The sequence below is a fragment of the uncultured Aureimonas sp. genome, assembly GCF_913775355.1.
Lineage (GTDB): Bacteria > Pseudomonadota > Alphaproteobacteria > Rhizobiales > Rhizobiaceae > Aureimonas.
The window spans coordinates 1-11,805 of record NZ_CAJYIU010000306.1 but is presented as its reverse complement, the minus strand read 5'-3'; the positions used below and the strand labels follow the sequence as shown (position 1 = coordinate 11,805).

Genomic DNA, 11,805 nt, shown 5'->3' with positions numbered 1-11,805 from the left:
CTCGCCCGCCTGATGGATACGGCCATTCGCGTCCCCGGCACCGACATCCGCTTCGGTGCCGACGCGCTCCTCGGCCTCGTGCCGGGCATCGGCGATGCCGGCGGCGCGCTGATCGGCCTGTTCATCGTCAACGAGGCCCGGCGGCTCGGCCTGCCGAAGCGCAAGCTCGCGCGCATGGTCGGCAACCTCGGCGTCGATGCCATGTTCGGCGCCGTGCCCCTCGCGGGCGACGTGTTCGACGTCTACTTCAAGGCGCACAAGCGCAATATCGGGATCATTCTCGACCACTTCGACATGACGCGGGCGGACATCCGGGATGTAACGCCCGATCGGCGGTAAGCCCTAGTCGGCCATCGTCTCGAGACTGGCAAACCCTTCGGCGCGCTCGCCCGCGTCGAAGGGGGTCGCTACCTCGACGAACGTGTCGGGGTAGAAGCCGTTGAAGCGCGTGCGAAGCGACAGCGAGTAGGCGCCGATATGGCCGATCTCGATCCAGTCGCCCGTATCCACGGTTTCCGGCAGCCAGAACGGCCGGGACAGGATGTCGACCGAATCGCAGGTCGCCCCGCAGACGCGGAAGGCGCTGATCGTTTCCGGATTGCCGTTGCGCGAGGTGCGCGCGGGATCGGGGATGAAGCGAGCCGGCAGCGTGATCTTGCCGGTCCAGGAATCCGACAAGGACGCCCAGATGCCGTCGTTGATGTAGAGCCGCCGCCCCTTTCGCAGGAGCACCCGCACGATCAGCGAGAAGGCGCGCGCCACCACGACGCGCCCGGGTTCGGCGACCAGCGGCATGTCGGAGAAGCCCCACTCGGCCATGTCGGCGCGAAGCCGCGTCATGATCTCGTCGAGGCCCGGCATGTCGCGCTTCTTGCGGCGCGGGTCGTGGCCGTACTCCGCCGGGAAACCGCCGCCGACATCGAGCCCGGCCAGCGGAACGTCCGCGCGGTTGCGCACCCAGTCGGCGGATGCGAGCGCGCGCTCATAGGTCTCCGGGTCCTCGATCTGCGAACCGACATGGAAGCAGAGGCCGACCTTGAAACCGATCTTGTGGCACCGCTGCAAAAGCTCGACGGCATGGGCGGGCGCCGCGCCGAACTTCTTCGACAGTTCGTAGGCTGCATGCCCCTTCGTCTGCAGGCGCACGAAGATGGTGATGCTGCCGGGATCGAGATCGAGCGCGCGAACGATGCGCAGGATCTTGGCAATCTCGTCCTCGTGGTCGAGCGCCATCACGCGGATGCCGTAACGCTCCAGCGCGAGGCGAATGTCGGACTGCGCCTTGATCGGATGCATGTAGAGCATCTCGGCATCGGGCGCGACGGCGCGCACGGCCTCGAATTCGCCGGGCGATGCGACGTCGAAGGTATTCACGCCCGCCTTCGCCAGCGTTTCGAGAACGAGAGGTTCGCCGTTGGTCTTCACCGCATAGGCGGTCTCGCCGGGAAAGGCCTGCATGAACTGGCGCGCGTCGGCCACGAGAACGTCGGGCCTGAAGCAGTAGACCGGCACGTCGGGGCGCAGGGCCAGCGCGGCGTCCTTGGCGGTCTCGAATCGTTGCAATGGAACTCTCCGCGGCGATGAAGGGCGGGAGATAATCCGCCTGCATGTCAGGAGGAAGACCGATTCCGAAACGCGACCGCCGCCATTTTTTCACGAATGCGACAATCGGAAGACGTTTTTGCTCCGCCGCCCACCGATCCCCGCAACGAAACCGCTTTTACCAAGTTGAAGGTTTGATTAACATCCGTAACAACTCGTGAGCAGGAGGCTGAATTTGGAACTCACCCGGTCCGTGAATTTCCTGATGATCTGCGCGGCCTTCGTCTTCATCGCCGCTATGGTGACGGGCGTCATCTCCTGACGCCGGAAACGCGATGCGACATTCTGAAAAGGCCGGGTTTCGAACCCGGCCTTTTTCGTTTCCCGCTCCTGCCCGTGCTTCAGGCCGCCGCCGCCTCGCGCACCGGCGCCGTCTCGCGCAGGCCGAGAATGTGGCAGATCGAGTAGACGAGATCCGCACGGTTCATCGTGTAGAAGTGGAAGTCCGAAATCCCGCGATCCACGAGATCGAGCACCTGTTCGGCACACACGGCTGCCGCGACATGGCTGCGCGTCTGGGGATCGTTCTCCAGCCCTTCGAAGCGCTCCGCCAGCCACAGCGGGATCGACGTTCCGGTGGCAGCCGAGAAGCGAGCGACCTTGCTGAAGTCGTGAATCGGCACGATGCCCGGCACGATCGGCACGTAGATCCCGGCGCGGCGCGCGCGCTCGACGTAGCGCTCGTAGAGATCGTTGTCGAAGAAGAACTGGGTGATCGCCCGCGTCGCCCCGTTGTCGACCTTGCGCTTCAGGAGGTCGATATCGGTCGCGAAATCCGGGCTCTCCGGGTGCTTCTCGGGATAGGCCGAGACGGACACCTCGATCTCTGGATCGATCGCCTTGATGCCGGCCGCGAGTTCCGCCCCGTTGCGATAGCCTTCGGGGTGCGGCACGTAGGCGCTGCCCGCCCCGCCCTGCCCGTCGCCGCGCAGCGCCACGAAGTGCTTCACGCCCGTCGCGCGATACTGGCGCACCACGTCGTCCACCTCGGCGCGGCTGGCGTCGACGCAGGTCAGGTGCGCGGCCGGCGCGAGATCGGTTTCCTTCAGGATGCGCTCGACCGTGTGATGGGTTCGCTCCCGCGTCGATCCGCCGGCGCCGTAGGTCACCGACACGAAGTCGGGCTGCAGGGGCGCGAGCCGCTGGATCGCCGACCACAGAGATTCTTCCATGGCCGGCGTCTTCGGCGGGAAGAACTCGAACGAGACCCGGATGGGAGGACGCGTGTCGCGGCGTTGAATCATGGTGTCCTCCTCAGGCGACGGCCAATGCGGACGGAGCGTCCGCCAGTTCGTTGATGGTTTCGGGCAGGCGCCGTCCGACGATGACGGTCACCGTCAGGCGCCCCGCCTCGTCGTCGTGCGGCGGTAACGTCTGTAATGATTCGACCGTCAGTCCCGCGCCCCGCATCCACTGGCGCAGCGTCGCCTCGCTGAAGCCGAGGCGCAGGTGCGCGTGGTCGGCGCGCAGGAATTCGAGGTCGTGCGGCGCAAAGTCGACCACCGCGAGCCGTCCTCCGGGGCTGAGTGCGTTCGCGCACTCCCGAATCGCCGCCGCCGGATCGTCGAGGTAATGCAGAACCTGATGCAGGGTCACGAGATCGAAGCCGCCACGCGGACCGGGCAGGCGATAGACGTCCCCCTGCCGCACCGTCGCCTGCGTGACGCCCGCCGCGTCGAGTTTCGCGCGGGCGATCGCCAGCATCTCGCGCGAGGCGTCGACGCCGATCGCACGCTCGCTGAACGGCGCGAGGAGTTCCAGCATGCGGCCCGTACCGGTGCCGACATCGAGATGCGCTTCGAAGCGTCCGGCCGTCGCCAGCGCCCCCATCAGCGCCCGCTCCACATCGACGTCCGGCACATGCAGTGAACGGATGCGGTCCCAGTGTTCGGCGTTCCGCGCGAAGTAGCTCGCGGCCCGCTCCGCCCGCTCGCGCCGCACCTCGGTCAGGCGCTCGGCGTCGCGCGACAACGCGCCGTCGTCATCTCCGACGCTCGCCTTCAACGACTGCACCAGCCGGGCCGCCAGCGGGCGATCCGAGAGGCGGAAATAGGCCCACGACCCTTCCTGATGCCGCTCCACCATGCCCGCTTCGACCAGAAGCTTGAGGTGTCGGGAGATGCGGGGTTGCGACTGACCGAGAATGGCGGTCAAGTCCGAAACGGTCAGGTCCTGTTCCGAAACGAGGAGGACGAGGCGGAAGCGCGTCGGCTCGGCCAGGGCCTTCAACATCTCGACGGCATCGTCGAAGGAGGCAGGCATACGGTCTCCTTTCGCGACGCCCAAACGATATAAAGATATGTTTATATGTGAAGGTCGTCGGCCGCAAGGTCGAACTCCACAAAGGTCCGTGTCGTGAGCCATTCGTCCGACCCTCGAGCCGGGGAGATCGCGTTCGACCTCGATCCCGCTCTGGCGAGCGACGCCACGCTCGCCTTCATCGGAATGGTTCGCTCGCCGTGGACCGACCGGGCGCGATGCCCGCGCAATCTTCGCGAGGCGCGGGAACGCGGCGGCGCGGCGGAGGTCCACATCGAGCCTGTCTTCCGGCCAGCGCTCGAAGGGCTCGTCGCGGGGAGCTGGGTGCATCTCCTCACGTGGCTCCAGCACAGCCGCCGCGATCTCGCCCTGCAGATGCCGCGCCATGCGGACGCCCCGCGGGGCACCTTCTCGCTTCGCTCGCCCGTGCGGCCCAATCCGATCGGCCTTCACCTCGTCAGGATCGTCGAAATCGATGCCGCGACGGGCGTGCTTCGGATCGATGCGATCGACGTTCTCGACGGAACGCCGCTTCTCGACATCAAGCCCTACCTGCCCTCCGTCGATCGTCCGGCCGAGGCCTGATGCCGACGGAGCGGCAGAAATCCATCGCGCGGCAGCTGACGCTTCTGATCCCGCGCGTGCCCTATATCGACGCCGAAGCGATCCGGGAGGCGGCCGGCTCCCGGCATATGCGCGACCTGCCGACGGCGAGCGCGCTCTGGCTGGCGACGCTGGCGCACATCCGCCACCAGCATACCGACTACGATGCGTTGCGGGACGAGGGATACGATCGGGACGAGGCCCTGTTCTTCGTGATCGACGAGGTCAATGCGGTTCTCGACCGCTGGGGCTCGACCCGCCAGCTGACGTCGGAGCCGGGCGCCGAAGACGAGGAGATCCCGGCGGACGAGAACAAGGACCGTCTCGCCCCGAAGCAACGTCCGCGCCCCGACGCGGACTGAGACCAGCTCAAGCGTAGATCCATTGCTCCGGCAGGCGAAGCTCGACCCTGGCCCCGAGTTCGATCCGGCCGGGCTTCTCCACCCAGGCGACCAGCCCTCGCCGATGCCGCCCATGCCGCACGAAGCCGCGCTCGATCTCCGGCCGATCCTCGAACCGACGGGCGATCGAACGGCCGGACGCGCGGCACGGCGCGTTGTCGCCGTCGATCTTCAGCGTCGCGCCGCCCTCGAAGAACATCAGCGTGCGCGCGGGAAGCCAGCTGAGGTTGGGAACGCCAGCCAGGCTCATGTTGGCGCCGATCCATTCCGGCTCGATGTGCTCGAGCTCCATGTCACGTGCAATCGCCGCGAGTTCGTCCCGCGCGACGATCGAGATCTGGCGTTCGTTCCGGATCTCGGTGCGGCGCGGATACCAGGGCTCGCGTCCGCCGGTGCGACGTGTCGTGCCGCCGTGGCGGTCGCCCGCCAGCCCCTCGAAGGTCAACTCCAAGGCGTCCCGCGGCTCGGTCTCGAACGACGCGCCGGCCCCTGCGAACAGTCCGTCCACCCGCGCGACGAGCGTGCGCGCGGGTCGACGGATCATGACGTCCTCCGTCACGTGCGACGGCTGTCGTCGCCAGCCGTCAGATCGATCGGGCGACTGCGCTTCGATGGTTTGAAGGTGACGACCCGGTAGACGTAGATCAGCACCACGATCGCGATCACGCCGTTCGAAACGGGGCCGATGTACTGGTCGACGAGCTCGTACTGTTGCGCCAGAAGATAGCCGGCAAGCGCTAGCCCCGTGGTCCAGACGAGCGTGCCGATCGCCGAAAAGAGAAGAAAGGTCGGCATCGGCATGCGCGAGAGGCCGGCCGGCACCGAGATGAGCGTCCGCACGGTGGGGATGAGACGCCCGAACAGCACCGCCCAAAGGCCGTACTTGCGGAACCAGCGATCGGCGGACTCGACGTCCTCGGCGGTCATCGTCATCCAGCGGCCGTAACGGTCGGCAAGCCGGATGATCCGCTCCTCGCCGAACCAGAGGCCGAGATAATACCAGGGCAGGATCCCGAGGATCGAACCGATCGTGCCGGCGATCACGACGGAGAGGAACGAGTGATCACCCGTCGCGGCCTGATAGCCCGCGAGCGGCATGATGATTTCGGACGGGATCGGCGGGAAGATGTTCTCGAGGAACATCAGGAAGCCGATGCCGAGGACGCCGTAGTCCTGCATCAGGTTCTGAACGAAGGTATCCATCGGCGGCTTGGCCTCTCTCACATGGTCATGCCGGCAAGAATCCGGTTCGGCGATCGGGTAGCACGGGATGCGATGCGGGGAAACGCGCCGTCGCGACCGGGGTTAGAGGCTGGCGACCGAGCGTGCCACGACGATCGCCTCGGCGATCTGCTCCGACGTATAAGGCTTCTGCACCACGGGATGGTCGGGCCACAGGCCTTCGAGCCCGGGACGCCCGTATCCGGTGGCGAACAGGAAGGGCACGCCCATCGCATGCAGGCGCTCGGCGACGGGGAAGACCTTGTCCCCGGCGACGTTCACGTCGAGCACCGCGACGTCGATCACCTCTTCGCGATCAAGCAATTCAAGCGCCTTGCGCACGCGCATCGCGAGCCCGACGACTACGCAGCCAAGTTCATCCAGCATATCCTCCAGCTGCATCGCGACGAGGCTCTCGTCCTCAACGGCGAAGACCCGCAAGCCGGCCAGTTGGGTGCGATCAGCTGAGGGCAAGGTGGGGGATTTCCTCGATTTCGACGGCAGGCAGCTTCAAGGTCCAGAGCAGGCCGCCGTCGTCGGTCGTCGACGCCAGTTCCCCCTCCAGTTCGCCGGTCACGATCCGCTCCAGCATCCGCATGCCGAAACCCGGCTGAATCGCGATGCTCTCGCCGCTCCGCCAGTGCTCGTGCCATTCGAGGATGACCGCTTCATCCTGCCTTCTCCAGCGGACGGACAGCCGACCGGCCGGCGCGTTCAGCGCGCCGTACTTCAGCGCGTTCGACGCCAGTTCATGGAAGATCATCGCCATGGCGATGGCGGCTTTCGAGTTCAGGCGGAGCGGCTCGCCCTCGACGTCCACGCGGTCGAGCTCGAGCGCCCGCAATTCGGCCAGGAGAATGGTCTGGAGATCGGCCGATTCCCAGTGATGTTCGCTGAGAAGATTGTGGGCGTTCGACAAGGCCACGATCCGCGCCTCGAACGCCCGGCGCGCCTCCTCGCGGTCGCGGTCGGCGCGAAAGCTCGGCCGCGCCAGCGACTGGATCGTCGACAGCGTGTTCTTCACGCGATGGTTCAGCTCGTCGATCAGGAGCCGTTGCCGGTGATGGGCCCGCACGCTTTCCGTTCGGTCGTACCCTTGAACGAAGATGCCCTCGACCGCCCCCTGGTCGTCGCGGACCGGGTGGAACGAAACGTCGAGGAAAAGCTCTCGCCTTCCGCCGTTCGGGTAGCTCGCGAGCACGCGAAGCCCGGTGCCTTCGAACGCTTCGCCGGTCGCATAGACCCTATCGAGCAGTTCGAGAAGGCCCCTCGCTTCTGCCTCTGGGAAGACCTCGCGCGTCGGCAGTCCGCGCAGTTCGCGGTCTCCGGCGAGGAGACGATAGGCACGGTTGGCAAAGGTGAAGACGTGATCCGGGCCGCGCAGAAGCGCAACGAGGCCCGGTGCCTGTTCGAACAGGTGGCGGAACCGGTCCAGCTGGCTTCGCGAGGTGCGATAGGCTTCCTCGATCTCGCGCGTTCGCTGAAAAAGCGCCGTCTCCTCCGTCGGCACCGATCCCGAACTTCCGGCGACCGTGCGAAGCCGGACGAGCTCGGTAATATCCACCGTGTTCTGGAGGATGAAGATCACCTGCCCGCCGTCGTCACAGAGCGGCGAGTGGATCGCGGACCAGTATCGCTTCTCGAAACCGTCTGCCGGGTCGGAGGAAATCGGGATTTCGTACTCGATGAACGCCAACGTGTCGGGCTTGCCGGTCTCGAAGACGCGGGTCATCGAGGCTTCCAGCCGCTTTCGTTCGGGTCCCTCGCTCGGGAAGCAATCGAAGAGGTAGCGGCCGATCAACTCGTCGCGCTTGCGGCCCGTCACGCTCTCGTAGGCCGGGTTCGCGGCGACGAACAGGAGATCGCGGTCGACGATCATGTGGGGGCTGGGCAAGGCGTCGAACAGTTGATGGAAACTCAGTCTGTTCATGAAATGCGTTCCGCCGCAGCGCCATTGCCCAAATCGACCCCGGCCGCGACGTGCGCCGGATCACACTCACGGCCCAGATAGGGGCGGGGTAGCGCGCGGGAAGATGTCCCGCGCGCTGCAACGGGTTAGCGCGTCAGACGCTTGTAGGTCGGACGCTTCGGGTTGACGCTCTCGGGGCCGAGGCGGCGGATCTTGTCCTGCTCGTAGTCCTCGAAGTTGCCCTCGAACCACTCGACGTGGCTGTCGCCCTCGAAGGCGAGGATGTGCGTCGCCAGACGATCGAGGAACATGCGATCGTGGCTGATGACCACGGCGCAGCCGGCGTATTCCTCCAGCGCATCCTCCAGCGCCGCCAGCGTTTCGGTGTCGAGATCGTTGGTGGGCTCGTCGAGCAGAATGACGTTGGAGCCCGTCTTCAGCATCTTGGCGAGGTGCACGCGGTTGCGCTGGCCGCCCGAAAGCGTGCCGACCTTCTGCTGCTGGTCCGGGCCCTTGAAGTTGAAGTTGCCGACATAAGCGCGAGAGTTCATCTCGTACTTGCCGAGCTTCATGATATCGACGGCGCCTGTCACCTCTTCCCAGACGTTCTTGTTGGGATCGAGATGGTCGCGGCTCTGGTCGACGTAGCCGAGATCGACGGTCTCGCCGATCTTGATCTCGCCGGCGTCCGGCTTCTCCTGGCCCGTCAGCATCTTGAAAAGCGTGGACTTACCGGCGCCGTTCGGACCGATGACGCCCACGATGCCGCCCGGCGGCAGCTTGAACGAGAGGTTTTCGATCAGCACCCGGTCGCCGTAGCTCTTGGTGATGCCGTCGACCTCGATGACCTTCTGGCCGAGGCGCTCGCCCGTCGGGATGACGATCTTGCCGTCGGCCGGACGGCGCTGCTCGGCGAGTTCCACCAGTTCGTTATAGGCCTTGATGCGCGCCTTGGACTTCGTCTGGCGGGCCTTGGCGCCCTGAAGCATCCACTCGCGCTCGCGAGAGAGCGCCCGCATGCGCGAGTCGTCCTCACGACCCTCCTGCGCCATGCGCTTGGCCTTCTTCTCGAGATAGGTCGAGTAGTTGCCCTCGTAGGGCACGCCACGGCCGCGATCGAGTTCGAGGATCCAGCCCGTCACGTTGTCGAGGAAGTAGCGATCGTGCGTGATCATCAGCACGGCGCCCTCGTATTCGCGAAGGTGCTTTTCCAGCCAGGCGATCGTCTCGGCGTCGAGATGGTTGGTCGGCTCGTCGAGGAGGAGGATGTCGGGCTTCGACAGGAGCAGCTTGCAGAGCGCCACGCGGCGCTTCTCACCGCCGGACAGCGGGCCGACCTCGGCGTCGCGCGGCGGGCAGCGCAGCGCATCCATCGCCATCTCGACCTGGCTTTCGAGATCCCAGAGGTTCTGGCTGTCGATCTCGTCCTGAAGCTTGGCGCCCTCCTCGGCCGTCTCGTCCGAGTAGTTCATCATCAGTTCGTTGTAGCGGTCGAGAATGGCCTGCTTGTCGGCCACACCTTCCATCACGTTCTCGAAGACGGTCTTCGATTCGTCGAGCTTGGGCTCCTGCGGCAGATAGCCGACCGTCGCGCCCTCGGCGGCCCAGGCCTCGCCGGTGAACTCCTTGTCGGTTCCGGCCATGATCTTGAGGAGGGTCGACTTACCGGCGCCGTTCGGGCCGAGGATGCCGATCTTGGCGTCGGGGTAGAAGGAGAGATGGACGTTCTCCAGAACCTTCTTGGTGCCGTAGGCCTTCGTAAGTCCGGCCATATGGTAGATGAACTGGCGAGCCATCGCGCGCGCGTCTCCGGGTTGTTCGGTCAGGATTTGAGTTGGCGCACAGGTAAGGCATGCGCCTTCGATGAGCAACAACGGGTGCGAAAAAGCGCCGTCCCGCCGCGGCTTGCTTTTCCCGCCGTCGCGGTCGAAGAGGCGCCAACACAGCGAGCACGAGACCTGCGCCATGATCCGTCACATCGTCTTCTTCAGCGCCAAGGACAAGGCCGACCTTCCGGCGATCCTCGACGGCCTCGGAACGCTTGCCGGCATCCGCCATCACGATCACTTCGAGGTCGTCGAGAACGCGCGCGTCGATCCGATGGGCAACGACGTCGACGTCGTGGTCTATGCCGAGTTCCGCGACCGCGCGGCGCTCGACGCCTACAAGACGGACCCGATCTACCTCGCGTCGACGCAGCGCGTGCGCCCCTTGCGCGACATTCGCTATTCCGCCGACTACGAGGTTCCCGACCGCGCCTGAGGCGTCGGTCAGCCGAAGCCGGGCGCGTCGACCCGTCCACTTCGACAGCCGCGGCCGGTCTCGTCCGCCGCCGCGATCAGATCGGCGAGGCGCGGGCCGGCCCGGAGATCGCCTTCCAGTTCGACGCGCAGTTCCCGGATCATCGGCTCGCCGTTGGCGTCGTCCACGCAGTCGATGAGGACCCGGCGGCCCGCCCCGCGACCGAAGGCGTCGTCGAAGCTCGCCCGCACGTCGTCGGCCGTCAGCACATCGCCGATCGAGGTCTCGAAAAGCCGACGCACCGACGAACGGTTCAGCTCTTCTAGGAGCCGGACGGCTTCAGAGAAGTAGGTTTCGGCGTCACCCTTGAAGCAGGTGCCGTGCACCCACCATTCGTGACGGTCGAGGCCCGACTGGACGCCCGGCATCACCTCGGCAAGCGCACGGCGCGTGCCGGCCGATGCCTCGTAGTCCGGCAGACGCCGCCATTCGCCCCGCTCGTCCGTCCGACGCACGTCCTCGGGAACGCCGCAATACTCGCGTCCGCGCGGCTGGGGCCAGAGGCCGTGAAGCGAGAAGCCGTTGCCGGCCGCCCCGCCCGTCCGGCACTCGCGCACCGACGGGCGGGTTTCACAGAAGGCAGGCTGCCAACTTGCCGCCAAGACGTAGCGGTCGACCTGCCCCCTGCCCGCCGCCGGCTTTGCCGCCTTTTCCGGCCGCGCCCCTTCCGCCGACTGGCTCGCGTCCTCCACGCGGCCGCAACCGAACGCAACCCATCGGCGCTCCGGTTCGGCGCCGGGCACGCGGATGAGATAGTGGCTGCCCGGCGACGCGTTGCGGCCGATCAGATCGTAGCTGCGTCCCGGCTCGGTCACGATCCGCCCCGGATTGTCGTCCGAACGGATGCTCGGCGTTGCGAAGCAACTGGCCTCCGCGGTGAAGACGCCGACCATCGGCACCTGTGCCCTCACGGCCACAGGGGCAGCGACGAGAAGGGACGCCGCCGCCGCGATCATCGCCGGAACTGTCCTCAGCGACATGTCTGGTGTTCCTTTCCATGGCATCTTCGGATGCCGAACCCGGCCCGTCGCGAGCTATTTCCATCGATGCCCCGAACCTTCAATCCCCCAACGCGCTTCGTGATCGACAGCCCGAGCGGTGCGGCGCTGAATGGTCGCGCTTTCGCACCGACCGGCGAGCCGGTGGCCGTGCTGCTGCTCTTCCATGGCCTCGCCGAGCACAGCGCGCGTTATGAGCGGACGGCGCGCGATCTCGCGGCGCTCGGCATCGCCACCTATGTCCACGATCACCGCGGTCACGGGTCGACGACGGCGCACGACGCCCCGCTCCGCCGCTTCGCCAAGCGCGACGGCGTCCGCAAGATCCTGCGCGACTGCCACGCCGTTCGCGAACGAGCGCAGCGAGACTTTGCCGGCCTACCCGTCTTCGTCCTCGGCCATTCGCTCGGCGGCGCCATCGCGCTCCACTATGCGCGTCGCTACGGCGGCGGGCTGTCCGGATGTCTCGTCTGGAACGCCGGCATGCGCTTCGGCTGGCAGGCGCGCCTCG

14 protein-coding genes are annotated in these 11,805 nt (G+C 66.4%); 5 read left to right on the top strand and 9 right to left on the bottom strand.

The window, feature by feature from the left end; all coding sequences use genetic code 11:
- Window positions 1–339, top strand: a 339-nt coding sequence (locus QZ753_RS18780; protein WP_294645894.1) for a DUF4112 domain-containing protein, incomplete at its 5' end; no start/stop codon positions are given.
- A 3-nt stretch (window positions 340–342) separates the two neighbouring features.
- Here the strand turns inward: QZ753_RS18780 and QZ753_RS18775 are convergent.
- The 3 genes from QZ753_RS18775 to QZ753_RS18765 all read right to left on the bottom strand — a co-directional run bounded on the left by QZ753_RS18775 (window position 343) and on the right by QZ753_RS18765 (window position 3,864).
- Window positions 343–1,563: an alanine racemase gene (locus QZ753_RS18775; protein WP_294645892.1), complete on the bottom strand. Its 1,221-nt coding sequence runs from the start codon at window positions 1,561–1,563 to the stop codon at window positions 343–345.
- A 380-nt stretch (window positions 1,564–1,943) separates the two neighbouring features.
- Window positions 1,944–2,846: a methylenetetrahydrofolate reductase [NAD(P)H] gene (metF, locus tag QZ753_RS18770; RefSeq protein WP_294645890.1), complete on the bottom strand. Its 903-nt coding sequence runs from the start codon at window positions 2,844–2,846 to the stop codon at window positions 1,944–1,946.
- Window positions 2,847–2,856: 10 nt separating this feature from the next.
- Window positions 2,857–3,864 carry a metalloregulator ArsR/SmtB family transcription factor gene (locus QZ753_RS18765; protein ID WP_294645888.1) on the bottom strand — a complete coding sequence of 336 codons (1,008 nt, stop codon included), beginning with the start codon at window positions 3,862–3,864 and terminating at the stop codon, window positions 2,857–2,859.
- Between the two features lie 93 nt (window positions 3,865–3,957).
- Between QZ753_RS18765 and tsaA the strand changes: the two genes are divergently transcribed.
- On the top strand, window positions 3,958–4,446 hold the full coding sequence (tsaA, locus tag QZ753_RS18760) for a tRNA (N6-threonylcarbamoyladenosine(37)-N6)-methyltransferase TrmO (protein WP_294645885.1): 489 nt from the start codon (window positions 3,958–3,960) through the stop codon (window positions 4,444–4,446).
- On the top strand, window positions 4,446–4,826 hold the full coding sequence (locus tag QZ753_RS18755; protein WP_294645884.1) for a DUF2293 domain-containing protein: 381 nt from the start codon (window positions 4,446–4,448) through the stop codon (window positions 4,824–4,826). Before tsaA ends, QZ753_RS18755 begins: the two co-directional genes overlap by 1 nt.
- A 7-nt stretch (window positions 4,827–4,833) precedes the next feature.
- On the opposite strand, the gene QZ753_RS18750 is transcribed toward QZ753_RS18755, so the two are convergent.
- The 5 genes from QZ753_RS18750 to ettA form a co-directional block, all read right to left on the bottom strand.
- Window positions 4,834–5,409, bottom strand: coding sequence for an MOSC domain-containing protein (locus QZ753_RS18750; protein ID WP_294645882.1), 576 nt, complete (start codon window positions 5,407–5,409; stop codon window positions 4,834–4,836).
- Between the two features lie 11 nt (window positions 5,410–5,420).
- On the bottom strand, window positions 5,421–6,068 hold the full coding sequence (locus QZ753_RS18745; protein ID WP_294645881.1) for a DedA family protein: 648 nt from the start codon (window positions 6,066–6,068) through the stop codon (window positions 5,421–5,423).
- 102 nt (window positions 6,069–6,170) lie between these two features.
- Complete coding sequence (locus QZ753_RS18740) at window positions 6,171–6,560, bottom strand: response regulator (RefSeq protein WP_294645879.1); 390 nt, start codon at window positions 6,558–6,560, stop codon at window positions 6,171–6,173.
- A complete protein-coding gene (locus QZ753_RS18735; RefSeq protein WP_294645877.1) occupies window positions 6,547–8,016 on the bottom strand; it encodes a PAS domain-containing protein in 1,470 nt (489 codons plus the stop codon). Before QZ753_RS18735 ends, QZ753_RS18740 begins: the two co-directional genes overlap by 14 nt.
- A gap of 125 nt (window positions 8,017–8,141) precedes the next feature.
- Complete coding sequence (ettA, locus tag QZ753_RS18730; protein WP_294645876.1) at window positions 8,142–9,791, bottom strand: energy-dependent translational throttle protein EttA; 1,650 nt, start codon at window positions 9,789–9,791, stop codon at window positions 8,142–8,144.
- A 169-nt stretch (window positions 9,792–9,960) separates the two neighbouring features.
- Between ettA and QZ753_RS18725 the strand changes: the two genes are divergently transcribed.
- Window positions 9,961–10,257, top strand: coding sequence for a Dabb family protein (locus tag QZ753_RS18725; RefSeq protein ID WP_294645874.1), 297 nt, complete (start codon window positions 9,961–9,963; stop codon window positions 10,255–10,257).
- A gap of 8 nt (window positions 10,258–10,265) precedes the next feature.
- Here QZ753_RS18725 and QZ753_RS18720 read toward each other — a convergent pair whose 3' ends face one another.
- Complete coding sequence (locus tag QZ753_RS18720; RefSeq protein WP_294645872.1) at window positions 10,266–11,276, bottom strand: ribonuclease T2; 1,011 nt, start codon at window positions 11,274–11,276, stop codon at window positions 10,266–10,268.
- Between the two features lie 66 nt (window positions 11,277–11,342).
- Here QZ753_RS18720 and QZ753_RS18715 point away from each other — a divergent pair.
- On the top strand, window positions 11,343–11,805 hold a 463-nt coding region (locus tag QZ753_RS18715; RefSeq protein ID WP_294645871.1), incomplete at its 3' end, for an alpha/beta fold hydrolase.

What these genes read in the sequence shown, in the direction of transcription:
- QZ753_RS18745 (WP_294645881.1), bottom strand. Translation starts at nt 6,068, where the DNA reads ATGGATACCTTCGTTCAGAACCTGATGCAGGACTACGGCGTCCTCGGC.
- QZ753_RS18725 (WP_294645874.1), top strand. Translation starts at nt 9,961, where the DNA reads ATGATCCGTCACATCGTCTTCTTCAGCGCCAAGGACAAGGCCGACCTT.
- QZ753_RS18750 (WP_294645882.1), bottom strand. Translation starts at nt 5,409, where the DNA reads ATGATCCGTCGACCCGCGCGCACGCTCGTCGCGCGGGTGGACGGACTG.
- QZ753_RS18755 (WP_294645884.1), top strand. Translation starts at nt 4,446, where the DNA reads ATGCCGACGGAGCGGCAGAAATCCATCGCGCGGCAGCTGACGCTTCTG.
- QZ753_RS18720 (WP_294645872.1), bottom strand. Translation starts at nt 11,276, where the DNA reads ATGTCGCTGAGGACAGTTCCGGCGATGATCGCGGCGGCGGCGTCCCTT.
- ettA (WP_294645876.1), bottom strand. Translation starts at nt 9,791, where the DNA reads ATGGCTCGCCAGTTCATCTACCATATGGCCGGACTTACGAAGGCCTAC.
- QZ753_RS18735 (WP_294645877.1), bottom strand. Translation starts at nt 8,016, where the DNA reads ATGAACAGACTGAGTTTCCATCAACTGTTCGACGCCTTGCCCAGCCCC.
- metF (WP_294645890.1), bottom strand. Translation starts at nt 2,846, where the DNA reads ATGATTCAACGCCGCGACACGCGTCCTCCCATCCGGGTCTCGTTCGAG.
- QZ753_RS18765 (WP_294645888.1), bottom strand. Translation starts at nt 3,864, where the DNA reads ATGCCTGCCTCCTTCGACGATGCCGTCGAGATGTTGAAGGCCCTGGCC.